Origin of the sequence: Bythopirellula polymerisocia, from assembly GCF_007860015.1 — a bacterium.
Classification (GTDB): Bacteria; Planctomycetota; Planctomycetia; order Pirellulales; family Lacipirellulaceae; genus Bythopirellula; species Bythopirellula polymerisocia.
In genome coordinates this window covers 886949-912958 of the sequence record NZ_SJPS01000001.1, presented here as the reverse complement: position 1 = coordinate 912958, position 26010 = coordinate 886949, and the positions used below count along the sequence as shown (strand labels likewise).

Sequence of the window (26010 nt, the reverse complement as noted above, 5' to 3'; positions counted from 1 at the left end):
CATGCCCGAAACACCCGATCTTACTCAACAACAACTGAGCATCACCTCACTTGGTGAACCGTCCCAGATATCTCCCTTGCCCCTCTCCACCGTACCAGGGGACGACATCGGTGATTTCGTGGAAGACGATACGCATCTGTTTTACGAACCTCGGTTCAAATTCGGCGAGAAACACTGCGATCTTTCCTTTGAGATGGCCGGTGCGCGGCGCGAGATTTTTTTCCATCCCGCGGATACGACAGCAGCGATAGTCACCTGTGGCGGACTCTGTCCCGGCATCAACAACGTCATCCGTAGTTTGGTCATGGAACTGCTCCTCAACTACGGTATCCAGAACGTGTTGGGGATTCGTTACGGTTATCACGGTCTGAATCCAACCGTGGGACGTCCCCCGATCGAGCTTACCGCAGAGCTGGTCGATGATATCCACCACAAAGGTGGCACGATCCTCGGCACTTCGCGAGGTCATCAAGAGGCCAAGGAGACGGTCGACTTTCTAGTCAGCCGCGGCATCAATATCTTGTTCTGTGTAGGAGGCGACGGCACGCAACGCGGGGCACATCAGATCGCTCTCGAGATCGCTCGCCGCAAACTCTCGATCTCCGTGGTCGGCATACCCAAGACTATCGACAACGACATCAAGTACTGCTATCGCACTTTCGGCTATGCAACGGCTGTTTCCGAGGCAGAAAAGGTGATCGACCGCGCCCATGTCGAGGCCAGGTCCGTACTCAATGGCGTGGGATTAGTAAAACTAATGGGCCGTCATGCGGGCTTTATCGCGGCTTCGGCGACCTTGGCCAGCGGCGTTGCAGATTTCGCCCTGATCCCCGAAGTTCCGATGGCACTCTACGGTGAGCACGGTTTCCTGGCCGCTCTCCAGCGCCGTCTCAAGGCTCGTGAACATGCCGTCGTTGTCGTTGCCGAAGGGGCAGGGCAGCACTGGCTTGACGAATGCCCCGCCGAGTTCGACGCTTCGGGCAACTTACGGTTAAGAGACATCGGGCCGTTCCTGGCCGAAGCGATCAAGTCTCACAGCACCGAAGTCAGCAGTCCGGTGAGTGTGAAGTACTTCGACCCCAGTTACCACATCCGGAGCGTCCCTGCCGACGCGGCAGACAGCCTGCTCTGCGAAAAGCTAGCCCGCTCCGCCGCACACGCCGGCATGTCAGGCAAGACCGACATGCTCATCGGCCTCTGGCACAATCACCTGATCCACGTGCCGCTGACGATCTCGTGCAGCGCCAAGAAGCAACTCTCCCCCGAAGGAGAACTCTGGATGGCCGTCGAAGCCCTCACGCGGCAACAAAAATGGTACCTAGGCGAGTGAACTCCTCTCTGTAGGTCCAGCTTGCCGAGCTGGAACTTCTTTCCATCCACCTAAGGTGTTCCCCCTGCGGGCCCAAGTTGCGCAGAACCCATCAATCGTTGCTCGCTTCTGCGCATCATAGCGGGGTTTTTTCGCGGTCATTTCGTAGAAAACTTTTTTTCCAAAACTAAACCCCCTCCTTTTCTGCGAGCCCGAGTCGCTTCAACTCATTGGCAGACAACGTTTTACGTAGCAGTCGGCTGTTGATGTTTTTGGGAGTTTTGTAAAACAAAACTCGACTCCCCCGCCACAAAACTCCCTGTGCTTCGCCTCCTCGAAGTGCTGACGGCAACCGACGGATCCCTAGCCGCGTCGCCGGTCTTGGGGCAACAATAATTCCATTTGATTTTCAAGGAACTTGCCTAGAGGTGGGCAAGATCCATTCTATTAAACAGGGTGGCACAATTTCTAGTAAAAAGTGGTGGGTGGCGAGAGGGGGAAAGCTGGCAGTCGGAACTAGTAACCTAGCGCGGCACCTTGCCGCAACCAAAATTCATGGAACAGGAGGCAACGAAGCTAACAGAGCGAATGAAAGTAATGAAGAAAGAAACACTTATCTTCGCTAATCTTCACTAATTTGGATTAGCGCCGATTAGCGAAGATTAGTGTTCCACGCTACTTTCTTATACCTCCGTTTTCTCTGCAATCTCATGTTCAATAAATTTATGCAAGCTGAGAAGAGTTGTATCGTTTGGAATACGCGTTCCGGCAATTCATGACGGAATGGAAGACTCTCGCAGAGACGCAAAGGCGGAGGAAATGGGGCTGGGAGTCGGGGGCTGGGAGTTGGGGGGGCGCTACGTGCCCCGACGCGTTAGAAGAGAACAAAAGGGCACGTCTTCTCCTCGGGTGTCGGTCCCCATCGCCTGAGTTGATTCAAGAGGTTGCAAAGCATTGTTCCGGCAAGATTTAGCGTGGTCTTCCGGGCATGGTTGCCAATACAACAGCCTGCCACCCAACGTTCAAGGATAAGACTCCCGGCCCCTTCGAACTCTCCCAAAAAGACTCCCGACCCTTTTGAATTTCCCGACGCGTTTTCGGAATTACCGATTCCAGTGTCGGGGCAAAGTAACGACGCTGGTTTAGTAGCTGGAAATGAACTGCTTTTGCCAACTCATGACAGCAAAGCTAGAATCAAACCGAGCGGAAGAAAATGTTTACTTCTCACTCACGACGTCTGCAACTCTATTGTCTGAGTAAACCTCATGTCAGAATCCGATTCACCCGCACCTGATGACTTACGCCGTATGCTCGCCGGAAGCTGGCACAATGCGGATGAACATGGTACCGACGTTGTCATTGCTGTTACGTGGGAGGAAGTGCTAGTTGCGGTTAAAGTCGTGGACCCAAGCGATAACGAGGAGGCCGAGGTCTATGACGTTACTTGGGACGGAGAAGTCTTGGCGTTTGCCACCCACTGGGTTTCAAACGGGAGATTAGTGAAGTACAGAATGCGAGCACTTTCCGAAAATCGAGTCGACCTAACGTACACATATTCCCACCGAGAGCTGTGGCACAGATTGCCTGATTCTGAGAAGTGCCGTTGGTAGCGGCGGTCGATAAAGCCGACGCAGTTTCAGGACTCTGCCGGAGTGCCATCCACGAAGATGCATCCATTGTTGGGAAGATGGAGTTTTCCTGTTCTCGATTCTAGACTGGAGCCGGCTGAGCACATGCTTGAAGCTCGAAAAATGCTGGTTATAATACTACCGTAACACTCACAGCCGTTTTGGTGTTCTAACAGTCTTTGAAAGGCAGGTAGCTAATGAAAATCTACAGCTTCCTGACGGTTTCGACGTTTTTTTTTGGCTCTGCTGCTTTAGCTTTATCTCAGTCAGTCGTTTCTCCCAACGATTTTCTAATTTCTCAAGGCCCGGTCGGTTCAGCGGGACCATTCCACGGAAGTCAAGGTATATCTAGTGGTGATTTGACTTTTCAGTGGCTATTACCAAAATCTGATTTCGCAGACGTTCCGGTTGGCAGCGAGCTTACAAGTATTGGATTTCGGCCCCAGCATTTCAATTTGACTCCACCGACTAATACGGTTTCAATTGCTAAATGGAACCTACAACTAAGCAGTTCACCGCGCACCATTTCCACGTTGAGCACAACATTTGCGAGTAACATTGGTTTAGATGTTGTAACCGTACGTTCTGGCCCCCTCGAAATTCAAGCCGGCAGCTTACCCATAACCACTTTTCCTGGACCGAACGCGTTCTTTGATATTCCGTTTACCACTTTCTACAAATACACTGGGGGCGACCTGCTTGTGACGCTAAGGCATACAAGCCACGAATTTAGTCAGGGCGAGATTACGGTGGATGCCGACAGGGTTTCCAACGGAAGAGGCAATAGCGTTGGTCGGTCGGGATTTAACGCCGTGCAGGGATCAGTTGGTTACTACAATTTTCCAGCTACAAAGTTCACGTACGTTGTGCCGGAGCCGTCTGGGCTAGTGCTGATAGTCTACTTAACTTTATCTGCACTTGTTTTTCCAATTCAAGGCCGCCGCCGACATGCACTAACTGTTCATACGACTTGAGCTGATATCACAGGGATTCGTCGTTTCACAAACAACATCGGAATGAACCGCTAACACAAGTTAACTGTCGTCGGACGATAAAGCCTTTCCTGTAAGAGTCTGTCAAGTTAGAAAAGAAAAAAGTGGTTTCCTTCCAGGTTGCTGCGTACAAGTAGTGGTTTGCGTACTCGCCTGTTTTGTTAATTCGTTGATGGTCTTGTGCAAATTTACTGAATTTGATCTGGCTTGGTCATCGTTGCCGCTACGGGAAGTTGCGATCGTTCTTTTCAATGGCGATTGCTCCCAACACATTCCTTCGCAAGTTACCGCTCACGTTCACCGTGAGCGACTCTACCTGGTTGTGGTAGATGCCTAGTTATCTAGTGCGAATTCCTCGCCGTAAGGGCCACTCCATTCACCGCAACGTGCAGGCTGGCGTGTGCTCACACCACCGCATCTAAGGATTTATTCGAGTTGGCCCTAACCGCTGTACAAATCCCTGAACCAAGCACCCTCCTATTGCTGGGTATCGCAGGATTGGGATTTGTTATGCTTAGAAAGCGTTAAGTCCATCGGGGCATTAACAGCAAAAAGAAGTAGCCTCAGGGGGCGATACGACTTCCATCTGGAGTCGTGGTCTATCTCAAGATCAAGTAGCTGTCTAATCAAAAGTGGAGGGCTGATTTAATTCATCTACGACTGGCTGCAGTGGCGCAATCGGGGCAACTTCTATTAAAAGTTCTCGTATAACGCACTTGCAGCTATAATTTCCGCATAACTCGGCAAAAGCTTTGACTTCTGAGCAGCGTTTTGGCCATATTAACCATGTTTCACAGATGTTGGGAGTGGGGTCTGTCTTGCAGGTTTTGCTCGTCTCGTTTCTTTTCGCTCAGATTTTGGAGGTAGACTCATGAAGTTGTGTTTTAAAACAATTCTTTTTTCAGGCGTCAGTCTGTTGGTTGCGGCTAGTAGCGCCCAGGCCAACCTCTTGACCAACGGTGATTTCGCCACTGACTTGTCGAGTTGGACCGCTACACCTAGCGCCCCGACAACGATCGCTTACGACGGGTCAGAGGGTATTCCATCTGGCTCAGCGAAGCTGGATCGAGTCGACTCAACGAATAGCTCCAATGGAAACTATCTTTGGCAGGCTGTTCCTGTTTCGAATGGTGCTCAGTACAAGCTGGATGCCGACTGGAAGGGAGACCTGTTAAACGGTGGTTCCGGTCGCAATTGGGCTGAAGTCGCAGTTGAGTTCAACAACACCGGCGTTTTAACCGAACCCATTGATACCAACATTCAATACAAAGTCGCAACTGACGGAGGCAATGATGTTTATTCGCATCCATTTGATTGGACAAGCATTCTTACTGCACCGTCATCGGGTCCTGCCGACGGAATTTTCACTGCCACCGGCGACTTCATGATCGTCGCTTTCAATATTGGTGGGCGCGATGTGACGCGTAACAATACGCAGCCCGGCTTTTACTGGGTTGACAACGCCAGCATCACACGGATTCCCGAGCCGGCCACAATTGCCTTGCTGGGGATGAGTACTTGCGGCCTGCTCTTTCGCCGTCGTCACAGCTAGAGAGTAGTTCTCCTGGTTATTTTGTAAATAGTCCGGGAGGGACGGATAGCTTATTCGCCCCTCCCTTTTTGATGCGCGTTTGAGCTAGTCATGACGTTTACAGATTTACTAATTCCGCTACAGGGATTCTAAACGAACTTGTAAAAACGCATCTAGGGGACGCAGCCAGCCCCGGCGAGGTTGATGACATTGCGGTAAATATAGTGATCTCCACCACGCGGCGGTGTGCCAAACCGCCGCTAGAAATGGGGCTTGGCATGCCTCGCCCTTTCCGGGGAAATTCCTGCGATTCTGCCGATTAATCGGCTAGGAAGCTAACCGATGGTCTGTCGAGGTTGATCCTCCCCAGAGCTAACTTAGAGTGAGTGAGAAGACAGAGGAAACGGAGTAATTGCCCTCTGTTGTCTCCCTTTCCTACTGTTCAAAACGAACCCAGGATGTACCGAAAAATGCCGAAGTTATTATTGAGCTGTTCCTATGCTAGCAAGAGGTTTGGCGAAAATAAGATCCGGCGACTGCCTTTCTGAGGTGAGAGCGGGGGCTTTCAAAAAATTTATCATTTTCCCCGTGACACTTCTCCCCGGTTTCTGCCTACATTAGGGAGGTTAGCTCCAATGCGGGCCACTGAGGGGATTTATATGACTGATTGCTCTAGCACCAATCCACAACTCTTGTTGTCGCAAGCACTTGCGGGTGAGCGTGACTGCTTTGGGGAGTTGCTCTCGGTGTATCGCAACTACTTGAAGTTGCTGGTCGTAGCCCAGTTGGAGCGGTGCTTGCAGCAACGCGTGAGTCCTTCGGATGTGGTGCAGGAGACTTTCTTGGAGGCGAATCGCGATTTTGACCAGTTTCGTGGTCAGTCGATCGGAGAATTCTGTGCGTGGCTCCGCATGATTCTGGTCAACAATCTCCATCGGGTAGTCGAGCAGCATGTGCTCACCGCCAAACGGACCGTGCGCCGTGAGGTGTCGCTGGAGGTGCTGGCCAGTTCACTGGAGCAGTCGACCGCGCGGCTCGATGCGATACTGTCCGATCCCGGGAGTTCCCCCAGCATGAACTACCAGCGCCAGGAACAAGAGTTGGACCTGGCCAACCAGATTGCCGCGTTGCCACCTGACTACCGAGAAGTGATCGTGTTACGCCACATCGAGGCGCTACCATTTGACGAAGTAGCCCGGCGGATGCAGCGGAAGACCGGAGCCACACGAATGTTGTGGGTGAGAGCGATTCGTTGCCTGCGAGAAAAAATGAACGAGTAAAGAAGCAATTAGTCGTTAGCTATCAGTTCTTTGCCAATAGCCAACAGCTACCAATGATTAGTGAACCCTCTCAAACTTTGAATCCATGCGTCCTCGACGATCGGGAACTTGCCGACGTGTTGGATCGCTATTTGGCATCGCTCGAAGAAGGCGCACCTTTGGATGTGGGGATATTAGCGGCGGAGCATCCCCGACTGGCGGATGACATTCGTGCGTTTGCTGCCAGTGTGGAGATGCTACACGAAGCCACTCAAGGTGTGCGTGCTGCCAAGCCGGCCAAAAAAGTTGGCGCAAATTCGACGGCCCCTTTTGCAGGCGAACCGTCCCCGGTTGGGGCGAAGCGGCTTGGTGATTTCGAACTTGGCGCGGAGATCGGCCGTGGCGGGATGGGGATTGTGTATGAGGCGATGCAAATTTCTCTGCATCGGAAAGTCGCCCTCAAGGTGTTGCCCTTCGCGGCGATGTGGGATCACAAACAACTTGCTCGTTTTCAGAACGAGGCCCAGGCGGCGGCCCAGTTGCATCATCCGAACATCGTGCCCGTGTTTGCAGTCGGCGAGGAGCGGGGAGTTCATTTCTACGCGATGCAATTCATTGCGGGGCGGTCGCTCGATCAGGTAGTCCGTGCTTTGCGTTATGAAGAGGAGTCTTCCAGCTCAGAGCGAGCGGGCCATGCCGTATCCACGCTCGTGGCCCAAACGACCGAACCATCGGCCCACCCCTTGCTTTCCTCTCGACACACGGGGAGCCATACAGAGTATTGCGAGGCAATTGCGCGGCTAGGGATACAAGCGGCTACGGCGTTGCACCATGCTCATCAATGTGGAGTGATTCACCGCGATATCAAGCCCTCGAATTTGCTGCTGGACGATCAACAGAAACTGTGGATCACCGATTTTGGGCTGGCCCGAATTGCTAACAATCCCGGCGTAACGATGACCGGCGACGTAGTCGGCACGCTGCGTTATATGAGTCCCGAGCAGGCAGGCGGGATACAACTGGTTGTCGATGCGCGGACGGATATCTATTCGCTCGGCGCGACGTTGTATGAACTGCTCACGTTGCAGCCTGCGTGTCCTGGCGAGGATCGCCAAGAGGTATTGCGAGCGATTTCTGAAAAGGAGCCGATTCCTCCGCGGGTAATCAATGCTGGGATACCCCATGATTTGGAAACGATCGTCTTGGGGGCGATGACCAAATCACGCGAAGATCGATACGCGTCGGCAGAAAAACTTGCCGAAGATTTGTCGCGATTTTTGGAAGGTAAGCCGACGCTGGCGCGGCGGCCCACTCTGAGAGATCGCTCGGCGAAGTGGATTCGCCGACATCGAGTGTTGGTTTCGCTGGCTGCCATTTTTCTGGTCGTACTTGCTGCGGTATCGACGACCTCCGCATTATTGTTGGTGCGCGAACAGGGTCGCACGCAGGCGGCCTTGCAGTCTGCCGAAGAAAATCTCCAGCAGGCGCGGCAAGTGGTGGACCGATTTGGCAATCAGTTTTCACGAGAACTGGCCTTGCTGCCCGGGAGTGAGCCGCTGCGGCAGGCGGTGCTGGGTGATACACTGGCTTATTATGAAAAATTCATCGCTCGTGCGACCGATGATCCTGCGCTGAAGCAACAACTGGCGGCGACACATTTTCAGGTCGGCACGATTGCGAGTCGACTGGGTGATCGGCTGCGTGCCGAAGAGTCGTTTCGTACTGCGCACGAACTGTTTTCAGGATTGAGCGAAGCAAGTCCCAGTCTGCAGGAGTTTCAACAAGAGCGGGCAACCTGTTTGAACAACCTGGCCTTGCTCACGTCTGCACGAGGAGACCTCGAATTGGCACGTGAGCATTACACCGCGGCAATCGGGTTGCAGAACAGTATCTTGTCGGCCGAGCCGAGTGATCGGGCAAGCAGGCGATTGCTGGCTGAGATGCTCACCAATCAAGGGTTTCTCGAGCGGCTGCGGGGGGATTTGCCCTCTGCTCGGCGTTCCTTCACGGCGGCGATTGAGAAATTGGATAGTATCGCTACCCAATCGCCTGAGGATACGAATGCCAAACATGATCTGGCGCTCGCCTTGAATAATCGCAGCTTCGTCGAACAAGAGACGGATTGGAAGGCCTCGCGCACATCTTGTGAGCAGGCACAGGTATTGCTCGAAGAACTTGTCGATCAAACTGAAACGAATCCTACGTCACACGCCAGTTGGCGAAGCGATTTGGCACTGTGCTACAACAATCTGGGGGCCATTCTGGGGCACTTGGGCGAAGACACGACAGCCGTTAAAAAATATCGCCAGGCCATCGAGATTCAGGAACAACTTGTGAGGCAGTTTGCTGGTGTCGTGCAATATCGTAACGATTTGGCTCTCACTTGGAACAATCTAGGGCAATCGTGTGCCCGCCGTGAGGAGACTGCCATGGCAGTCGCCGCATACGATCATGCCCAGGAGATTCTCGCCGAGTTGGTGGGCGATTTTCCGCATGATGTTCGCTACCGCAGTTCGCTCGCTGGGGTGTTGAACAACAGAGCGATGGTGGCCGAACTTGCGGGGGATTTGCCCAGTGCGCTTGCCAATTACGAAGCAGCGATTGCCGAGCAGCGGATTGCATTGGAAGAGAATCCCGCACAGCGCGAGTTTCGCGAATTCCTGAGCAAACATTATTTCAATTATGGAAGAACTCTCCGAACTGCAGGCCGTCCGGCAGAGGCTGCTTCAGCAGCTCTGCAGCGGCGGAACTTGTGGCCCGCCGAGGGGGAACACCTCTACCATATCGCTTGTGAGTTGGCCGAGGCGGCAGAGCAACTTGGAGATGAGCCTGGAGAACAAGCACGGGTCATGTCCGAGGCGTTGAAAACCTTCGAGGCGGCTCAGCTTGCGGGCGCCGACATCGAACGGCTTCGCCGTCAACACCCCCTGCCTGAATCTATTTCTGCTTCCCAGGAGGAGCAGCTATGAGTTTTCCTCAACGAATAATGCGATTCTTTGACCGAGGTCATGGTCCGAATTTACCTCGACCAGCATCTCGCCGTGCCCTTTTGTTTGAGCGGATGGAAGAGCGGCTCACTCTTTCTACATCCAGGCCTGTATTTTCATTCGAAAGTATTACTCCTCTGGAAGGAGGGTTGATTACGCTGAATGCTGGGCAGGGATATTATGACGTATCTCGGGGGGTTATCGATAATGAAGGTTTAAGTCTTCCCGACAATGCGGTGACGAATGGTACGGGGCTGGTTTTGAACAATCAGAACTTCCAAAAAACCGAGGTCGATGCTTCAGAACAGAAAGGAGCAAATCTCCTTTCCGGCACTTCTCGCAACGAGAGTGTGCTTGGCGGCGGATTGCAGCAGGTGATCCCAATTGCACCACTGGAGTTGAATCCATCCAATCAGCCTGACGGAGGACACATCCAAATAGCACGCCTCTTTGACCCCTCTTTCGAGCAGTTGCCGGGCCGTGAGTCGCAGGAGATCCTGGCTACAAATCCTACAGAACCACTTCGAGGAGAAACGAAGGCCGCGATCCATGATTATGCCCCGGCCCAGGGACGCGAGATGGCTTTCGAGGTTGCTTCTACGAGCCCACTCGCCTCCAGGAGCGCCGGGCATGTTTCTCAATTCGACGAACTGGGAATGTTAGGTGAGTCGGATGCCGAGCGGGCGTCAGATCCTGCGAAGTCCACCAACGCAAACGAGTCTCACGGGGCTGCGAATGTTCCAACTGAGCGGAATGCCACCCAGCCAACTCACCGCGCGGATATTCCTTCGAGGCAGATCCCCGCTGAAAAACTGGCGGCAACTGTGCGTGTTGATCACGAGAAGAGTTCCAACATTACGCAGGAGGATCACGAAGCCGCCCGCGATGTAGTATTTGCCGAGTGGGAAGAAGAGAAGTGGCGGCAGGGACCCTCGGCAATCGAAGCCCCACTGGCTACGGACCGCCAGCAGCAAATGGATTCCACGATCGTGCTTTCGGGCGCGGCACTTCTATTTGCCGGCATTCACTTTGCTCGGGCCCACAGTCGGGACGCGTTGAAAGAGTTCGAGCAGCTTGAAGGGGGGAGCAAGGGACGCACTTCTGCAAAACACTGCAAGTGAGGTTTAGCTATCCACCTGCCGGAGGCCGCGGACGGGCTTGCCTGCCAACAGGCGCTGCAGGTTGACCCAGAGCAGTTCGCGCAGTGCTGCTGCGTCTCGCCGTTCGGTCCTCTGCTTTTTCGCTCTTCCGGTTGGATGCGGATCACCTTATGACAGCGGTAGTCGCGGAGCATCCGGATCAGCCAATCGTTAAAGTCACACTCTTCAAATACGGCGACGAACGATTCTTTGCTACACAGCCGCTCGCGGGTACGGGACGCGTTGCGAGGATGCGTGGCACTATTTTGCGTACTCCGAAAAAAAATAATCCGCTAGAAGCACAGGTCACTTTTTGCGTTTGGAACCGCAGAGTTCTGGCTGGCCGTTGCAGCAATCTTGCAAGAGGTAGGTTAGTAGCTCGCAGACGCCTTGCTCTCGAATCGAGTATCGAATCGACCGTCCTTCGCGTGTTGAGTCGATCAAGCCGGCGTGGCTGAGTTCTTTGAGGTGGAACGTCAGTGTAGCGGGCGGAATGTCCAAGCTGTCGGCAATTTCTCCAGCCGGCTGGCCATCGGAGCCAGCCCGCACTAGCAAACGAAAAACTCGTAGGCGAGATTCTTGGGCCAAAGCGGTCAAAGCGGTAACTGCGGTCTTGACTTCCATATTTCTATAATAGTAAAATTATCGAAGTGTTGCAAGTGTACCGCAGAGAAGTTTCGCACGGTGCGGGACAAAATTGAAACGCGTATGATCGATTGGCTGAAGGAAACAGAATGAACGTACAAGACACCGTCCGAACAAAATATGGCAGCGTCGCTCAAAGCGGACTTTCCACCGACCATGACGGGGTCAGGGCCGTCGCCGAGGCCTTCGGCTACTCGCCTGATGAATTAGGATCAATCCCAGCCGAAGCCAACATGGGTCTCTCGTGTGGTAACCCCACTGCGTTTGCCACACTACGGCTGGGGGAAACGGTTGTCGATTTAGGTTGTGGCGGTGGATTGGACGTTTTCCTTGCCGCGAAGAAAGTGGGGCCAACCGGTAAGGCGATTGGAATCGACATGACTCCGGAAATGCTAGAATTGGCCCGCCGGAACGCGGAGAAGTCCGACGTACGAAACGTTGAGTTTCACCAAGCGACGATCGACAACCTGCCGCTTCCTGATAGTTCGGTTGATTGTGTGATCAGCAATTGTGTGATTAATCTGGCACCCGACAAGCCAACGGTCTTTCGGGAGATTGCTCGGGTGCTGAAACCGGGTGGCAGGTTGGCCGTGAGCGATATTGCTCTCAAGGCGGACCTACCGCCGGAACTTGGAAACGACATTATGGCCTACGTCGGTTGCATCGCCGGGGCGATTCCTATTGAGGATTACAAGGGAGGGTTGGCTGCTGCCGGATTCGATGCTGTACAGGTTATCGACACTGGAAGCGACTTGAACGCTTACGCCAAAGTCGAAAATCAAGCGGCGTGTTGCTCTCCGGCGATGGGTGACGGCCTGCCCGTGGTTTCTTGTTGCACCACTGATTTACACCAGCGGCTTGGAGAACTTCTGACCAAGTACAACGTCAATGACTACGCAGCAAGTGTCAAAGTGTATGCGGTGAAGCCGGTGTGAGGCAGGCTTCAAGAAGGAACATTTGGTAAATGACCAAGGTCCAATGAGCAATGACCAATGATCTATTGGCTTCGGTTCCCTGCCCAAGTTGGTTATTGAGAATCTACGTTGGTCATATTCGCACGGCTTCAGCTCCCATGCAGTTCTTCACCCATGGTGCGAGCGGGACTTGCCTAGTGGTAGCTTATTCGCGAAAATCTACGTTCCGCATTGCTCAATGATTGTCCCGCCTACCACTCAAGAGGAGTTCTGCCATGTTTCATGGATTTGCTGCGAGTTCGCCGGAGGCTGACTGGGAAGCTTTTGAATTTGATCCCGGTCCGTTGGGGTACGACGAGGTGGAGGTGGAGGTCGAGTATTGTGGCATCTGTCACAGCGACCTCAGCATGAAGAAGAACGAGTGGGGGATGACTTCCTACCCATTCGTCGGTGGCCATGAAGTTGCCGGGCGGATTGTGGCATTGGGAGAAGGAGTCGAAGGTCTCGAAGTTGGCCAACGGGTTGGCGTCGGTTGGACATCGGCCTCCTGTTTGCATTGCGATCAATGTCTCTCCGGCTACCAGAATCGCTGTCTCCAAGCGCAAGGCACCATCGTCGGTCGGCATGGCGGGTTTGCTGATCGTGTTAGAGCCCAAGCTGCCTGGACGATTCCCATTCCTGAGGGACTCGACTCGGTCGACTGCGGCCCGCTTTTTTGCGGTGGACTCACGGTCTTCGATCCGTTCGTCGAAAACAACATTCTTCCCACGGCACGCGTCGCGGTGGTCGGCATCGGTGGACTCGGCCACATGGCGCTGAAATTCGCCCGTGCGTGGGGTTGCGAGGTGACTGCACTCTCGACCTCGCCGGACAAAGAAGAGGAAGCCCGCCAGATGGGTGCCCACCACTTTCTGAACTCGCGCGATTCGGAAGCCCTCGCCGCAGCCGCGGGGAGTTTTGACATGGTACTGGTGACAGTCAACGCCCCGCTCGACTGGGACGCCTACATCAACACGCTCCGACCGGGAGGCAAACTGCACCTGGTAGGTGCAGCGGAAAAAATCACCGCAACCGTGTTCCCCCTGATCCTGGGCCAGCGATCAATCGGCGGTTCACCGACAGGCGGCATCGTGCGGGCGAAAGAAATGATTGACTTCTGCGCCCGCCACACGATAAAACCCCTGATCGAAACGTTCCCCATGAGCGAACTCAACGCTGCGATGGAGCACTTGGAAGCAGGGAAGGCTCGGTATCGGATTGTGCTGACGCCGGGTTGAGCGACTTGAGGGTCTTCTTGGGTAAGAGGGCGTTCTCACGCCCCAAGCTGGAGCGTCAATTGCAGGGCAGATGGGCGAACCTGCTGAAAGCAGATTGCCGTTAACCGACCACGTAGTGGGCTCTGGATAGTGGACTTTTTTCTCTGCTCGGCGCAGATTGCGGGCGATGCGGTTGCGGCCGGCTTCTCATGAAAGCAAGGTTTCCATGGCACAAACGAATACCAAACAGATCGAGCGGCGAGGGACCTGGTGGCAGCGAGTGCTGATTGGGGCATTCACTGTTTTGCTAACGCTGTTGATCTACTGGCTGTTAGGTTTTGTGCTGCGAGATATTGGCCGCCTGCCTGGGCCTGATTGGAACGAATTCGAAGCGGCACGCCTCGATCAAGGTTTGCGTTCCAGCGGGGAAGAAATCGAATCGTCGATCACGGAAGTTAAGCGTCAGATCGCCAATGTTGAGCGCCGCCAGAGATTGCTTCGGGATAGCACGGCCAGTTCGCAAAAGACCTTAAGTCAGTTGCTTGAATTGCTGCGGATCAGCATCGAGCAGAAGACCACTCTCCCTGAGGAACAACAGAATGCGTTAGCTGAGAGCCAGCAGTTGTTTCTGGAGAATCAAAAGCAGGATCAAGCCTTCAATGAATCACACTCCTCATTGCAGGAGAAGTTAGCGGATCTCGAAGAGCAGCAACGACTTTATCGCCAGCGACTCGATACTGCTTGGAAGCCCATCAGAGAAGAGTTTTCACAACTCCAGCGGAAGCACGACTGGCGGCTGGCGGCGATCAAGATAGGTGTGTTGACGCCGCTGTTAATTCTGGGTGGGATCCTGTTCGCCAAGTATCGCAATGACAAGTACGTGGCGATGATCTGCGCGCTGGACCTGGCCTTGCTGGCGAAAGTGTTCCTGGTGATGCACGAATACTTCCCTGCTGAGTATTTCAAGTATGTGCTCATCTTGTCGTCGCTGGTAGTGATTGGTTTTCTGCTCGCACGGTTGTTAAAAATGGTGGCGGAGCCCAGTCGAGATGCGCGACTCAAACAGTCGCGCGAAGCCTACGAATCCTTTTTTTGCCCCGTGTGCCAGTTTCCGATTCGCCGTGGACCACTCAAGTTCATGTCGTGGTCGCCGAGAAGTCTCCGCAAGCGGTCGCAACCGATTGCCAATGTGGCCGACGAGCCGTATACCTGCCCTGCTTGTGCAACCACACTTTATGAGAAGTGTGAAAACTGTGGAGCGATCCGGCACGGGCTTTTGCCAGCCTGTGAGCACTGTGGTGCGGCGAAAGAGGTGTATTGACAGTCGTGGTGATTAAATTTCGGCCAAGATGAACATCCACCATCCTGAATCTTCCGGCGATGCGGGAGATCGCGGCTACTCAATAAATTTGAGTGAGTAGACCTATTTTTGCACCACGGTCTGGCTCATACGCTCCGCAAGTCTCGTGAGGGCCTGGCTGCAATCGTTGGGGTCCAGATGCACGTTGAAGATGCTTGGGCCGGATTTGTCTTTCCAAGCCGCGTTGAGGGCCTGATCGAAATCCGCTTCGGTGTGGACTTGGTAGCCCGTGCCGCCCCCTAACAGCGCGGGGAGTTGGTCGTATTGCCAAGAGGGGATGTTGTTGAATTCGTACTGGCCGGGGTGAAGAAGGCGTTCGGTGCCGTAGCCGCCGTTGTTCAGCACGATCACGATTACCGGCATGTGCCGGCTTACAAGACTGGAAAACTCCATGCCGGTCATTTGGAATGCGCCGTCACCGACGATGGCTATCACGCGGGCTTCCGGCCGCGCGACTTGAGCACCGAGGGAGGCGGGAACTGCGAATCCCATCGAAGTGTAGTAGGCGGGGCTGAGGAATTCCGTGTGGCCGTGGGTTGTGAGTTCAGTCGATGCAAATAGGGCGTCGCCGATGTCGGCTACGACGATTGTCTTGTCGTCGAGTTGTTCGTCAAGCCGGTCGATCAGCCGAGTTATGGTGACGGGTGCTTCGGCAGAGAGTACGAAGGGGTCTTTGTTCCAGTCGGTTGGTGCGGGTGGGAGCGGCTGTTTTACTTGGAGACCTCGCTCCGCCAATTCATGCAAGAAATCTTGCAGGCGGACGTCGTGATAGTGGTGGTGGCGAATGCGGAGTTGCTCGCTGGTGGCGTAGATGCAGTCGGAGATGCTCAACTCGGCGGTGTAGATTCCCAGATTGATATCGGTCATGAACGTGCCGAGCATGACAACGCAATCGCTCGATTCGACGTACTTGGTGACTTCCTCACGACCGAGGGCACCTTCGTAGAGACCCATGTAGAGGGGATGCGTTTCGGCGACGACTCCTTTGCCTAGCATCGTAGCTGTCATAGGGATGCCCGAAGCCTCGGCCAGTTGTAGCACCTCGGCTTGGAGGCCGAAGCGATGGATTTCCACACCCAGCAGGAACACTGGTTGCCGGGCCGTTTCGATTCTCCGGGCGGCTTCTTCGACAGCCTCGGCCAGCGCACGGCTATCACTCTGGGGTGGTTTCACCTCCAGCGACAACTGCGCTTCGGGGCGGACATGCACCATGTCTCGGGGGATCTCGATGTAGACCGGCCGCTTGAAACGATCGCAGGCGGCCAGCACGCGATCGATCTCGCGGAAGGCGGTGAGCGGATCGTTGAGTTCGGTGCCGGCAACGCAGAGTTTCTCAAACACGTCGTATTGCGTACGGAAGTTGCGGACCATATGGTGCAGCAGCGGGTTGTGAATCCGCTCCCGCATGCCGGGGGAGCCAGTGATCATCACGACGGGGGATTTCTCGGCATAGGCCCCCGCGATCGAGTTGCAAACACTGAGGCCGCCGACGCAGTAGGTGACGCACAAGGCACCCATGCCGTGTACGCGGGCATAGGCATCGGCAGCAAAACCTGCGCAGTCCTCGCGGGTGCAACCAATGGTGTTCAGTGGTCCCTCTTCGAGCATAGTGTAGAACGAGAGGATGTAGTCGCCGGGGATGCCGAAGACGTCGGCGACGCCGTAGTCTTGCAAACGGCGGATGAGATATTCGCCGATGGAAGGGTTTTCGGAAGAGGTCAGATTAGTTTTGCTCATGGTTCAGTAAGAAATTAGACGCGGAGAAACGCGGATTTAGCGGATCAGCGCGGATGGCATTGAAATTCTACGCATCGATCCGCGTGAATCCGCAATTCAAGCGTTCATCTGTGTTCTATTTCTTTCCTCCTGGATGAACTATTGGAGCTATGCGTTCTTGAGTGGGGGACAGAATGACTCCCAGTTCCGTAATAATACCCGAGATCAGTTCGGCGGGGGTCATGTCAAAAGCGGGATTGTAGACGGCTACGCCTGTCGGGGCGGTTGCGGTGCCAAAACCTTGGACCACTTCTTGGCCACTTCGTTGTTCGATGGGGATCTGACTGCCGTTGGCGATCGATAGATCGAATGTGCTGGTCGGGGCTGCGATGTAAAAAGGGATACCATGCGACCTTGCGTGGACGGCCACTCCATAGGTGCCGATCTTGTTGGCGGCATCGCCGTTGGCCGCGATGCGGTCGGCGCCGGTGATGACCAACTGAACCTGCCCGGCAGCCATTACATGGGCGGCCGCGGAATCGCAAATGAGGGTACACTCGATGTCGCGCTGCATCAATTCCCATGTGGTGAGGCGTGCTCCTTGCAGGAGCGGACGGGTTTCGTCGACCCACACACGGGGATGTTTGTCGCGATTGGCGAGTTCGAAAATGACCGAGAGAGCAGTTCCCTGGCCTCCGGTCGCCAAGGCGCCGGCGTTGCAGTGAGTGAGAATGCCCGCTCCGACCGGTAATTCCGCTAGCAGGTCGGCACCGTGTCGCCCGATGTCGGCGCACATCTGGGCGTCTTCGGCATGGATCGCGCGGGCCTCGGCTAACAGTGCTTCCGCCAGCTCGCGCGGATTGCAGTCACTGGCTTGCTCAGCGACAGTGCGCATCCTCGCGAGTGCCCAGGTGAGATTGACTGCTGTGGGGCGACTTTCGGCGAGGTAGTCGCAGACCTGGCGAATGCGAGACTGCATGGGTTGCAATTCAGTGTCGAGGGCAACTTGTGCACCGAGGCAAACGCCGTAGGCTGCCGCAATGCCGATTGCCGGGGCACCGCGCACGCTCAGTTCCTGGATCGCAATCCAGACTTCATCCACGTTTGTGCAAACGACCAGCTCGGTTTTGGTGGGGAGAAGTTTTTGATCCAGCAGGACAAGCGTTCCTTCGATGTCGCCTTGCCAGTGGAGCGTGGGGATTGGTTGGGTCATGTTTGATGAGAAGAAATTAGACGCTGATGAACGCTGATTGGGCGGATCTACGCAGATGCATTCTATTGGGATGACAGAAACGAAATAACTCGGATTCTAATTATTTCTTCGCAAACAAGTCTGCACAGGGGAGTTCAAATGTCTCGGCGACGGCTTGGTTGGTAACCTTCCCTGCCTGCATGTTGATGGCTCGAGCGATTGGCTTGGAGGCCTGAGCGGCAGTGTCAATTCCTTGTTGAGCGATTTGGATCACGTAGGGGAGTGTTACATTGCAGAGGGCATAGGTGCTAGTGCGACCGACCGCCCCCGGCATGTTGGTCACACAGTAATGGAGTACGTCGTCGACGATGTAGGTGGGATTGCTGTGGGACGTGGGTTTGGAGGTTTCGATGCATCCTCCCTGGTCAATCGCGACATCGATGATCACGCTTCCGGGTTGCATCCGTTTGAGGTCTTCGCGTTCGACGAGCCGTGGCGCCTTGGCGCCGGGGATAAGTACGGCACCGACAACCAAGTCGGCACGCTCCAGTTGTTTTCGAATCGTGTGGCGGTCGCTGAAAAGGACATCCACATTGGGGGGCATCACATCGTCGAGGTAGCGGAGGCGGTCCATGTTGATGTCGAGAATGGAAACATTGGCATGAAAGCCTGCAGCAATCTTCGCGGCGTTCGCGCCGACGACGCCACCTCCAAGCACAGTGATCCAAGCTGGCGCCACGCCGGGGACACCGCCTAGCAAGATGCCACGGCCCATCTGCGGGCGTTCGAGATACTTGGCCCCTTCCTGGATGCTCATGCGCCCCGCAACTTCGCTCATGGGGGTTAACAGTGGGAGCCGTCCCTGGTCGTCGGCAAGCGTTTCGTAGGCCACGGCCGTGCAATTGGTTGCCAGGATAGCCTCGGTCAATTCCCGATCGGCGGCGAAGTGGAAATAAGTGAAGACAATCTGTCCCGGGCGAATCAGGGACCATTCCGCTGGCATCGGTTCTTTGACCTTCACGATCATGTCGGCACGCGCAAAGATTTCCGCGGCTTCGTCTACCATCTCGCAACCGTTTTCCAGGTAATCATGATCGGCAAGACCTGACCCAAGCCCGGCACCTTGCTCGATGAGCACCTTATGGCCACGACGGGTAAGTTCTTCCACACCTACGGGGAGCATCGCTACGCGATACTCGTCTAGTTTGATTTCCTTGGGGACGCCGATGATCATGGGAAATTACTCCTGGCCGAAAGGGAGTTCGTGCGTGAGAATGACGGGGGACTTGTTTAATTTCTCCTACGATACGCGGTTCGCTTTATTGTGCCTAGCAGACCGCGCAAGACAGTGATAACTTTGCGCTAAACCCACAGAAGCCTGAAAGTCAGATGGCCGAGAAACCCAATTACCGCTGGTTGCCACTGATTCTTATAGCCGGCGCGTTGGCAGTCTGGGGCTTGTTGCTGGCATGGGGAGCTTACCAGGCCCCAGCGGGAGGAAACCCTGGCCACGACCGCCGCAAATTATGGGTCGTGGCCGCCACCACCGGGGGATTCCTCGGCCTATGGGCCTTGGCCCTGTGGATGGGGCGGGGGAGAATGCGGAAAAAATAGCCTAATAGGCCTTCTTGTGCCTTTGGTTGGTTACTCTTGCTGATGCGTCTAGATATCGTTTCTCACCCTTGTCTGCATATCGATTCCGCTGTAAATTAGTGGGTTCTAAACCGCAGGAGGTTTTGCTCAGGCAAGCCGACTGGTACGATCTACGAAATACAACGACTTACGAAAAACTAAGTGGCGAGAATTCAAGTGCAGACAAAAACTTACATGGCCAAAACCGGCGAGGTCGAGCAAAAGTGGTTGCTGGTGGATGCAACCGACAAGATTGTTGGACGGCTGGCTTCTGAGATCGCCATGATTCTCATGGGGAAACATCGGCCCACCTATACTCCGCATGTTGACACGGGCGATTACGTCGTAGTGGTGAATGCGGAGAAAATTGCCTTCACCGGTAAGAAGTGGGAAAACAAGAAGTACGCTTGGTACACGGGCTACACCCGGCAGCGGACCGTGAGCGCGGGTGTTCGGCTCGAAAAGAATCCAGCACTGATTCTTGAAGAAGCTGTCCGCCGGATGCTCCCCAAGAATAAGCTTGCTCGCAACATGCTAAGCAAGCTGAAGGTTTATGCTGGCACCGAACATCCCCACACGGCTCAGCAACCCGAACCAACTGAATTGGCAATCAAAGCATAACGGTCCACTAATCGCGGAACGTTTCATCGAATTCAAGGAAATCATTTATGGCAGCAGTTGTCGAAGAAGCCCTGGGTACTGGACGTCGCAAGACCTCGGTTGCTCGGGTTCGAGTTCGCGCAGGTAGCGGCAAGATCACCATCAACAGTCGCGAGTTGGACGAATTCTTTCGTGTGCCGCAGGATCGTAACGCGGTCCTCGCACCTTTGGATCATTGCGAGGTTCGCGACGGTGTGGATGTGACTATCCGCGTCCACGGGGGTGGTACGACTGGCCAAGCGGGAGCCTGCATGCAGGGGATAGCTCGTGCCCTGATGAAGCACGACAGCGACCTAGAGCCAAAGTTACGAGAGAGGAACTTCCTGTCTCGCGATTCCCGTATGAAGGAGCGCAAAAAGCCTGGTCTGCACGGTGCTCGTCGTGGAACCCAGTTCTCGAAACGGTAAATCTGTAAAGACTTCAGAAAATCAGCCAGCCAGTCTCACTTGTGTGGGACTGGCTTTTTCTATGAATTCGGCAGAATTTCAGCCTTTCCTGCCTGACTGCGATACCCAATCCTGTGAACGGGGTTAGTATTGGAAGTAGCGATTCCTACCAGCTCTCTAGGTTTTCTCATGTTGCGTGTCGATCTATTCATGTTGCTGCTTTTGCTTTGGGCTCCCCTCGCAAAGGCAGAATCTCCGGGGCGACTCGCGAAGCGGATTGATCAAGCGATTCAGAACGATGTCTTTGATGAGGAGACGGAGTTGGCTCCTCGAACCGACGACTATACGTTCGTGCGTCGGGCTTGGCTCGATGTGGTGGGAGACATTCCCTCACCAGAGGAAGTGACGTCCTTCGTACTCGATCCAGCCGAAGATAAGCGCGAGACATTGGTAGCACGCCTGTTGGCCGATCCACATTTTGGACAAAATTGGGCCCGCTATTGGCGAGACGTCGTTTTTTTTCGCGCGGTCGATGAACGCGCTGAAATTGCTGCCGGGACTATGGAGACCGATCTTACGGAATGGCTGAACGAGGGCCGCCCTTGGAGCGAGATTGCTACTGAATTCATTACCGCGCACGGTGATGTGCGCGAGAATGGCGGAACAGCCATCATGATGGCTCAAGATGGCATGACGGAGGAGACGACTGCCGAGGTCTCACGGATTTTCTTGGGCATCCAAATTCAATGCGCCCAGTGCCACGACCATCCCTATGATCGCTGGAAGCGCGAGCAGTTCCACGAACTGGCGGCCTTTTTTCCGCGAATTGCGGTTCGGCCGGTACGCGACCTCACGAGTCGAAGTTTTGAAGTGATTGGCACTGATCGCTTTGGTCGCAAACCGCCCAAGAATGAGCGATTCCCAACCGCCGAACATAAAATGCCCGATCTTGAAGACCCGCAAGCACCGGGTACCCAGATGGAGCCGAAATTTTTCCTAACCAGCGCGAAGGTCCCTTGGGGGACTAGCGACTCCGCCCGTCGATTGCAGTTGGCCCAGTGGTTGACTGAGAACGAATGGTTTGCGACGGCACTGGTGAATAGGATGTGGGCGGAGTTGGTGGGAGAAGGCTTCTATCCGAGCGTGGACGATATTGGTCCCGACCGCACGACTGTCGCTCCTACTGCGGTGAAGCTGCTGAGTCGCAAGTTCAAGGAGAGTGGCTACGATCTGAAGTGGCTCATGAAGACGATCTGCCAAACTGAGGCTTATCAGAGAGAATCGCGACCACGGCGCGAGACGGACGGCACGCCGTTCGTTGCGAACGTGCCCCAACGTTTGCGGAGCGATCAACTCTATAATGCCCTGCTTTCAGCATTTAACGCACCAGAGGAGAATCCTCCTCGAGGTCGGAGACCCCAGCGTCCGCAGGCGGCTCCACGGGGTCGATTCGCAGAGGCCTTTGCCTATGACCCGAGTATCAACCGGGAGGAAGCGGTGTCGTCGATTCCCCAAGTCTTGGCACTGATGAATTCAATGGATGTGAATCTCCTGTTCCGCGGTAAGAAGGGGAGTGTCTTGCCAGAGTTGATTCGTGAGATTAAGCAGGACGAAGAACTTACCACGGAGTTATTTCTACGTTGCCTAGGCAGGGTGCCCACTTCTGAGGAACTCGAAATTGTGAAGGCACTTCGCCAAGAGGGAATGAAACGCGAGGTGGCATTTGAAGACTTGGCCTGGTCGCTGGTGAATTCTGCTGAGTTTCAGCACCGGAGATAGAGAGCAATCGCCATGAACACAACCTCACTACAGCACTTGACTAACGTTGCTACTCGGCAGGGACGTGTAATTCGGCGACGTGATTTTCTACGCAACATCGCTGCGGCAAGCTTGGCTGCAGGTTCCTGGAGTTGGACCGACGCAATCGCTGCTTCTGCCGATCAAATGCGTTCGCAGGGTATGGCGTGCATCTTGCTTTGGATGCAGGGGGGCCCGTCACAATTCGAAACCTTCAGCCCCAAACCGAACCATGACAATGGCGGTGAAACCAAGGCCATCGGCACCAGTGTTTCGGGGATTCAGATCGCCGAAAACTTGCCGTATTGTGCACGGGTGATGGACGACTTGGCGATTGTTCGCTCGATGACGAGCAAAGAGGGAAATCATCAACGGGCAACGTACTTATTGCATCATGGTTATTTGCCTATGGGAGGGGTGAACTTCCCCTCACTGGGATCGAATGTGGCCCATCAGATTGGCAACGCTGCCAACCAACTCCCGAATTTCGTGCGCATCGGCGGTCGACTTGCCAACTCCGGCGGTGGCGGTTTCCTAGGGGTTGATTATGATCCGCTCGTGTTGCGATCCGCCAATCGTCCACCAGACAACACTAAGCCACTCTCCGACAGCGGGCGGTACCACCGACGCCTCAGGCTCCTTGATTCCTTGGAGAACACTTTTGCCGTGAGCGGTGGCTCGGAGATAGTTGCCGACCATCGAAAGCTGGTCGAGAGTGCTTCAGACATGATCATGAGTCCCGGAATGGATGCGTTTGACCTGGAGAAGGAACCGGCTTCACTTCGCGAAAGCTATGGTCAGGGCGAGTTCGCCGCGGGTTGCATGATGGCCCGGCGGCTGGTGGAACAAGGAGTGACGTTTGTTGAGGTGGTTTCCAACGGTTGGGACACACACCTCGACGGCTTCAATCGCACCCGCGAGTTGACAGGCCAGATCGATCAGCCGATGGCTGCGCTCATCGGTGATCTCAAGCAGCGAGGCATGTTGGATAAGACACTGGTCGTGTGGCTCGGCGAATTTGGCCGCACCCCCAAGATCAATCCTCGTGCAGGGAGGGATCATTTCCCACGGGCATTCAATGCTGTACTTGCTGGAGGAGGCGTTCGCGGCGGGCAAGTCATCGGAGCGACCAACGATGCCGGCACGAAGGTGACCGAGCGTCCTGTGCTGATCACGGACTTCTTTCGTTCGATTTATCACACGCTCAACATCGACCCCGATGAGGAAAATATTAGCCGTGTGGGCCGCCCCATCAAGTTAGTCGATGGAGGGGAAGTGATCACCGAATTGTTTGGTTAACCGTTCGGAGTTTCGAGGTGTTGATTGCTACCGATCACACGCAACGTACCCTTGTCCGCATTGATCTCGACTTCACCCCCCAAGGGTAATGTGCAATTCATTTCGTGGTGTCCGATGGGGAAATTCATCAACACGGGAATACCCAGTGGCTCGAAATACTGTCTGAGAACACCCTCAGCAGAATAGCGAGGGTTCTTGACCTCATTTTTCTCGCGTTCTTCGGTCTTTGTGAACTGCCCTAGAATAGCACCGCGAAGCGGCTGCAATTTTCCAGCAAGCTGCAATTGCCGCAGCATGCGGTCGATTCGGTAGGGAGCTTCGCTCACATCTTCAATCAATAAAATGGCATCCTGCGTATCAACGGCATAAGGAGTTCCTTCCAAAGCGGCGATCAAAGATAGATTGCCTCCAGTGAGTCGTCCGCGGGCTGTTCCCGTCCCCAATGAAATAGGTTGAGGAACATCTGCAGGAATTTCAATGGTGTAATCCTGCTGACTTTCAGGACCCTCCTCAACCGCTCGAAAGAAATACTTGGAGGAAAAAGGTTGCAAATTGTCTTGGCTGCCCAGCCCCCACATCGGATTGGGACTGTGGTAAGTTACCAATCCAGACTGACGATTCAACGCCGCGTGTAGACCAGTGATGTCACTAAAACCAATCAACAGCTTTGGGTTCTGACGAATCACGTCGTAATCAAGTTGTGCAAGTATTCGCATGACTCCATAGCCGCCTGTCCCCGGAAATATGGCATCGACTTCGGGATCGCGAAAAGCTTGCATTAATTCTTCGGCACGTCGCTCATCACTCCCAGCCAAATAGCCATCCTTGGCAAACAGATCTTCGCGCATTTTGACAAGATAGCCCCGCTCTTCAAGTCGCTTCTTGGCGAGCGTCATTCGTTCTCGATCAAGCTCCCCCGCAGGAGCGACAAACATGATCGTGTCCCCGGGCTTTAGAAGCTTAGGGTAGATGAGGGGCTGAGATTCTTGGGACCAAATAAGGGAGGCGAAGCAGACGATCGCGACAAAAACTAAACTCCGAATAAACACTTTGTATTCCAATGACATACTTTCCCTCTTGAAAACATGATACCAATTGATTGAGTCTGAGTCACTCGGACTGGTCACTTAAGCGACCAGCCCAACTGGGTTTTCACACATTAAACAAGAAATGACATACATCGCTGTCGCGCATGATGTACCCCTTTCCTTCGATACGCATTTTGCCGGCGTCGCGGATTGCTTTTTCGCTGCCGTATTGATCGAGGTCGTCGACTGAGTAGGTTTCGCAGCGAATAAATCCTCGCTCGAAATCGGTGTGAATAACCCCCGCGGCTTGCGGGGCTGTGGCACCCGCAGGGATCGTCCAAGCGCGGATTTCTTTTTCGCCGGCGGTGAAGAAACTCTGCAGGCCCAAAAGTTGGTAGGCTGCACGAGCCAGAGATGCCAAAGCCGGCTCGCTCAGGCCGAGGCTTTCGAGCATTTCGGCCCGTTCGGCCGAGTCGAGTTCGCTGAGCTCTGCTTCCAATCGTGCACAAACCGGAACGACGGCTCCCCCTTCAGCAGTAGCCCGTTCGCGAAGTGCCATAACATGTTTTCCGGTTCCCAATAGATCTTCCTCATCGACGTTAGCTACGTAGAGAACCTGCTTGGCAGTCAAGAGTTGCAATTCTTTGAAGGCTTTAGCAAGGTTCGCCTCTTCATAGACAAGACCGCGTGCGGGTTTTCCTTCGGCCAAGAGCTTCTGACATTCAGCTAGCACTTCCAGCCGCAGCTTGGCGTCTTTGTCGCCTGTGCGTGCCGTACGTGTGGCCCGCTCGGTCATCGACTCGACCGACTGCAAGTCAGCCAGCATTAGTTCCGTGTCGATGGTTTCCACATCGCGGATTGGGTCGACGCTGCCCTCGACGTGAATCACGTCGGACTCTTCAAAACAGCGAACCACATGCAGAATTGCGTCGACGGCGCGGATGTGAGAGAGAAACTGATTGCCTAGTCCCTCTCCTTCAGATGCACCCCGGACGATACCTGCAATGTCCACCAGTTTGAGCACGGCCGGCACAATTTTCTGGGTGGGGATATGCTTCTCGATGCGGGCCAGCCTCGCATCGGGCACAGCGACAGCCCCCACATTGGGTTCGATCGTGCAGAAGGGATAGTTTTCGCTAGCAATTCCCGCAGCAGTTAACGCATTGAATAAGGTCGATTTCCCGACGTTCGGCAGACCGACGATTCCAGCTTCCATGGCAAGTTATCTCGAAGGATTATGGGGCTTGGCGGTTGCCAATGAGTTTGAGGTTAAAGGGACG

General features: G+C 54.5%; 22 protein-coding genes. 16 read left to right on the top strand and 6 right to left on the bottom strand.

Annotation, left to right across the window (positions count from 1 at the left end; all coding sequences use genetic code 11):
• Position 1 precedes the first annotated feature (1 nt).
• From Pla144_RS03585 to Pla144_RS03550, 8 genes are all read left to right on the top strand, one after another.
• Positions 2 to 1330, top strand: coding sequence for an ATP-dependent 6-phosphofructokinase (locus Pla144_RS03585; RefSeq protein ID WP_146447930.1), 1329 nt, complete (start codon positions 2 to 4; stop codon positions 1328 to 1330).
• A 1244-nt stretch (positions 1331 to 2574) separates the two neighbouring features.
• Positions 2575 to 2919 carry a hypothetical protein gene (locus tag Pla144_RS03580; protein ID WP_146447929.1) on the top strand — a complete coding sequence of 115 codons (345 nt, stop codon included), beginning with the start codon at positions 2575 to 2577 and terminating at the stop codon, positions 2917 to 2919.
• Between the two features lie 215 nt (positions 2920 to 3134).
• On the top strand, positions 3135 to 3911 hold the full coding sequence (locus Pla144_RS03575) for a hypothetical protein (RefSeq protein ID WP_146447928.1): 777 nt from the start codon (positions 3135 to 3137) through the stop codon (positions 3909 to 3911).
• Positions 3912 to 4364: 453 nt separating this feature from the next.
• Positions 4365 to 4457 (top strand): PEP-CTERM sorting domain-containing protein, encoded by a 93-nt coding sequence (locus tag Pla144_RS25435; protein ID WP_197530360.1) that lies wholly within the window; start codon positions 4365 to 4367, stop codon positions 4455 to 4457.
• A gap of 343 nt (positions 4458 to 4800) precedes the next feature.
• Positions 4801 to 5481: a PEP-CTERM sorting domain-containing protein gene (locus Pla144_RS03565; protein WP_146447927.1), complete on the top strand. Its 681-nt coding sequence runs from the start codon at positions 4801 to 4803 to the stop codon at positions 5479 to 5481.
• 638 nt (positions 5482 to 6119) lie between these two features.
• Positions 6120 to 6740, top strand: a complete 621-nt coding sequence (locus Pla144_RS03560) for a sigma-70 family RNA polymerase sigma factor (RefSeq protein WP_146447926.1) — start codon at positions 6120 to 6122, stop codon at positions 6738 to 6740.
• On the top strand, positions 6713 to 9688 hold the full coding sequence (locus Pla144_RS03555; protein ID WP_146447925.1) for a serine/threonine-protein kinase: 2976 nt from the start codon (positions 6713 to 6715) through the stop codon (positions 9686 to 9688). Before Pla144_RS03560 ends, Pla144_RS03555 begins: the two co-directional genes overlap by 28 nt.
• Positions 9685 to 10827: a hypothetical protein gene (locus tag Pla144_RS03550; RefSeq protein ID WP_146447924.1), complete on the top strand. Its 1143-nt coding sequence runs from the start codon at positions 9685 to 9687 to the stop codon at positions 10825 to 10827. The genes Pla144_RS03555 and Pla144_RS03550 overlap by 4 nt, the downstream gene beginning before the upstream one ends.
• A 324-nt stretch (positions 10828 to 11151) precedes the next feature.
• Here the strand turns inward: Pla144_RS03550 and Pla144_RS03545 are convergent, their stop codons facing one another.
• Positions 11152 to 11469, bottom strand: coding sequence for an ArsR/SmtB family transcription factor (locus Pla144_RS03545; protein ID WP_146447923.1), 318 nt, complete (start codon positions 11467 to 11469; stop codon positions 11152 to 11154).
• A gap of 110 nt (positions 11470 to 11579) precedes the next feature.
• On the opposite strand from Pla144_RS03545, the gene arsM reads away from it, so the two are divergent.
• From arsM to Pla144_RS03530, 3 genes are all read left to right on the top strand, one after another.
• The gene (gene arsM / locus Pla144_RS03540) at positions 11580 to 12425 is read left to right on the top strand and encodes an arsenite methyltransferase (RefSeq protein WP_146447922.1); all 846 of its coding nucleotides are present in this window, start codon (positions 11580 to 11582) and stop codon (positions 12423 to 12425) included.
• Positions 12426 to 12679: 254 nt separating this feature from the next.
• Positions 12680 to 13681 carry an NADPH-dependent aldehyde reductase Ahr gene (gene ahr, locus Pla144_RS03535; RefSeq protein WP_146447921.1) on the top strand — a complete coding sequence of 334 codons (1002 nt, stop codon included), beginning with the start codon at positions 12680 to 12682 and terminating at the stop codon, positions 13679 to 13681.
• Between the two features lie 205 nt (positions 13682 to 13886).
• A complete protein-coding gene (locus tag Pla144_RS03530) occupies positions 13887 to 14981 on the top strand; it encodes a hypothetical protein (RefSeq protein WP_146447920.1) in 1095 nt (364 codons plus the stop codon).
• 102 nt (positions 14982 to 15083) lie between these two features.
• On the opposite strand, the gene Pla144_RS03525 is transcribed toward Pla144_RS03530, so the two are convergent.
• From Pla144_RS03525 to ald, 3 genes are all read right to left on the bottom strand, one after another.
• A complete protein-coding gene (locus Pla144_RS03525) occupies positions 15084 to 16757 on the bottom strand; it encodes an alpha-keto acid decarboxylase family protein (RefSeq protein WP_146447919.1) in 1674 nt (557 codons plus the stop codon).
• 115 nt (positions 16758 to 16872) lie between these two features.
• Positions 16873 to 17949 carry an S-methyl-5-thioribose-1-phosphate isomerase gene (gene mtnA, locus Pla144_RS03520; protein WP_146447918.1) on the bottom strand — a complete coding sequence of 359 codons (1077 nt, stop codon included), beginning with the start codon at positions 17947 to 17949 and terminating at the stop codon, positions 16873 to 16875.
• A gap of 100 nt (positions 17950 to 18049) precedes the next feature.
• The gene (gene ald, locus Pla144_RS03515) at positions 18050 to 19162 is read right to left on the bottom strand and encodes an alanine dehydrogenase (RefSeq protein WP_146447917.1); all 1113 of its coding nucleotides are present in this window, start codon (positions 19160 to 19162) and stop codon (positions 18050 to 18052) included.
• Between the two features lie 155 nt (positions 19163 to 19317).
• On the opposite strand from ald, the gene Pla144_RS03510 reads away from it, so the two are divergent.
• From Pla144_RS03510 to Pla144_RS03490, 5 genes are all read left to right on the top strand, one after another.
• The gene (locus tag Pla144_RS03510; RefSeq protein ID WP_146447916.1) at positions 19318 to 19542 is read left to right on the top strand and encodes a hypothetical protein; all 225 of its coding nucleotides are present in this window, start codon (positions 19318 to 19320) and stop codon (positions 19540 to 19542) included.
• Between the two features lie 213 nt (positions 19543 to 19755).
• A complete protein-coding gene (gene rplM, locus Pla144_RS03505) occupies positions 19756 to 20181 on the top strand; it encodes a 50S ribosomal protein L13 (RefSeq protein WP_146449020.1) in 426 nt (141 codons plus the stop codon).
• A 47-nt stretch (positions 20182 to 20228) separates the two neighbouring features.
• Positions 20229 to 20627 carry a 30S ribosomal protein S9 gene (gene rpsI, locus Pla144_RS03500; RefSeq protein ID WP_146447915.1) on the top strand — a complete coding sequence of 133 codons (399 nt, stop codon included), beginning with the start codon at positions 20229 to 20231 and terminating at the stop codon, positions 20625 to 20627.
• Between the two features lie 168 nt (positions 20628 to 20795).
• On the top strand, positions 20796 to 22385 hold the full coding sequence (locus Pla144_RS03495) for a DUF1549 domain-containing protein (protein WP_146447914.1): 1590 nt from the start codon (positions 20796 to 20798) through the stop codon (positions 22383 to 22385).
• A 12-nt stretch (positions 22386 to 22397) separates the two neighbouring features.
• Positions 22398 to 23702 carry a DUF1501 domain-containing protein gene (locus tag Pla144_RS03490; RefSeq protein WP_146447913.1) on the top strand — a complete coding sequence of 435 codons (1305 nt, stop codon included), beginning with the start codon at positions 22398 to 22400 and terminating at the stop codon, positions 23700 to 23702.
• Here the strand turns inward: Pla144_RS03490 and Pla144_RS03485 are convergent.
• Both Pla144_RS03485 and ychF read right to left on the bottom strand, forming a co-directional pair.
• Positions 23699 to 24769 (bottom strand): S66 peptidase family protein, encoded by a 1071-nt coding sequence (locus Pla144_RS03485; protein WP_146447912.1) that lies wholly within the window; start codon positions 24767 to 24769, stop codon positions 23699 to 23701. The two genes, Pla144_RS03490 and Pla144_RS03485, sit on opposite strands and share 4 nt — an antisense overlap.
• 85 nt (positions 24770 to 24854) lie before the next feature.
• On the bottom strand, positions 24855 to 25946 hold the full coding sequence (ychF, locus tag Pla144_RS03480) for a redox-regulated ATPase YchF (RefSeq protein ID WP_146447911.1): 1092 nt from the start codon (positions 25944 to 25946) through the stop codon (positions 24855 to 24857).
• Between the last annotated feature and the right edge of the window lie 64 nt (positions 25947 to 26010).

Excerpts from the sequence above, each read along its gene's own strand:
- Pla144_RS03560 (WP_146447926.1), top strand. The coding sequence starts at position 6,120 with ATGACTGATTGCTCTAGCACCAATCCACAACTCTTGTTGTCGCAAGCA.
- Pla144_RS03495 (WP_146447914.1), top strand. The coding sequence starts at position 20,796 with ATGTTGCGTGTCGATCTATTCATGTTGCTGCTTTTGCTTTGGGCTCCC.
- arsM (WP_146447922.1), top strand. The coding sequence starts at position 11,580 with ATGAACGTACAAGACACCGTCCGAACAAAATATGGCAGCGTCGCTCAA.
- ahr (WP_146447921.1), top strand. The coding sequence starts at position 12,680 with ATGTTTCATGGATTTGCTGCGAGTTCGCCGGAGGCTGACTGGGAAGCT.
- Pla144_RS03510 (WP_146447916.1), top strand. The coding sequence starts at position 19,318 with ATGGCCGAGAAACCCAATTACCGCTGGTTGCCACTGATTCTTATAGCC.
- ald (WP_146447917.1), bottom strand. The coding sequence starts at position 19,162 with ATGATCATCGGCGTCCCCAAGGAAATCAAACTAGACGAGTATCGCGTA.
- rplM (WP_146449020.1), top strand. The coding sequence starts at position 19,756 with ATGGCCAAAACCGGCGAGGTCGAGCAAAAGTGGTTGCTGGTGGATGCA.
- Pla144_RS03525 (WP_146447919.1), bottom strand. The coding sequence starts at position 16,757 with ATGAGCAAAACTAATCTGACCTCTTCCGAAAACCCTTCCATCGGCGAA.
- Pla144_RS03530 (WP_146447920.1), top strand. The coding sequence starts at position 13,887 with ATGGCACAAACGAATACCAAACAGATCGAGCGGCGAGGGACCTGGTGG.
- Pla144_RS03565 (WP_146447927.1), top strand. The coding sequence starts at position 4,801 with ATGAAGTTGTGTTTTAAAACAATTCTTTTTTCAGGCGTCAGTCTGTTG.
- Pla144_RS03490 (WP_146447913.1), top strand. The coding sequence starts at position 22,398 with ATGAACACAACCTCACTACAGCACTTGACTAACGTTGCTACTCGGCAG.
- Pla144_RS03485 (WP_146447912.1), bottom strand. The coding sequence starts at position 24,769 with ATGTCATTGGAATACAAAGTGTTTATTCGGAGTTTAGTTTTTGTCGCG.
- Pla144_RS03575 (WP_146447928.1), top strand. The coding sequence starts at position 3,135 with ATGAAAATCTACAGCTTCCTGACGGTTTCGACGTTTTTTTTTGGCTCT.
- Pla144_RS03545 (WP_146447923.1), bottom strand. The coding sequence starts at position 11,469 with ATGGAAGTCAAGACCGCAGTTACCGCTTTGACCGCTTTGGCCCAAGAA.
- Pla144_RS03550 (WP_146447924.1), top strand. The coding sequence starts at position 9,685 with ATGAGTTTTCCTCAACGAATAATGCGATTCTTTGACCGAGGTCATGGT.
- ychF (WP_146447911.1), bottom strand. The coding sequence starts at position 25,946 with ATGGAAGCTGGAATCGTCGGTCTGCCGAACGTCGGGAAATCGACCTTA.
- rpsI (WP_146447915.1), top strand. The coding sequence starts at position 20,229 with ATGGCAGCAGTTGTCGAAGAAGCCCTGGGTACTGGACGTCGCAAGACC.
- mtnA (WP_146447918.1), bottom strand. The coding sequence starts at position 17,949 with ATGACCCAACCAATCCCCACGCTCCACTGGCAAGGCGACATCGAAGGA.
- Pla144_RS03585 (WP_146447930.1), top strand. The coding sequence starts at position 2 with ATGCCCGAAACACCCGATCTTACTCAACAACAACTGAGCATCACCTCA.
- Pla144_RS03580 (WP_146447929.1), top strand. The coding sequence starts at position 2,575 with ATGTCAGAATCCGATTCACCCGCACCTGATGACTTACGCCGTATGCTC.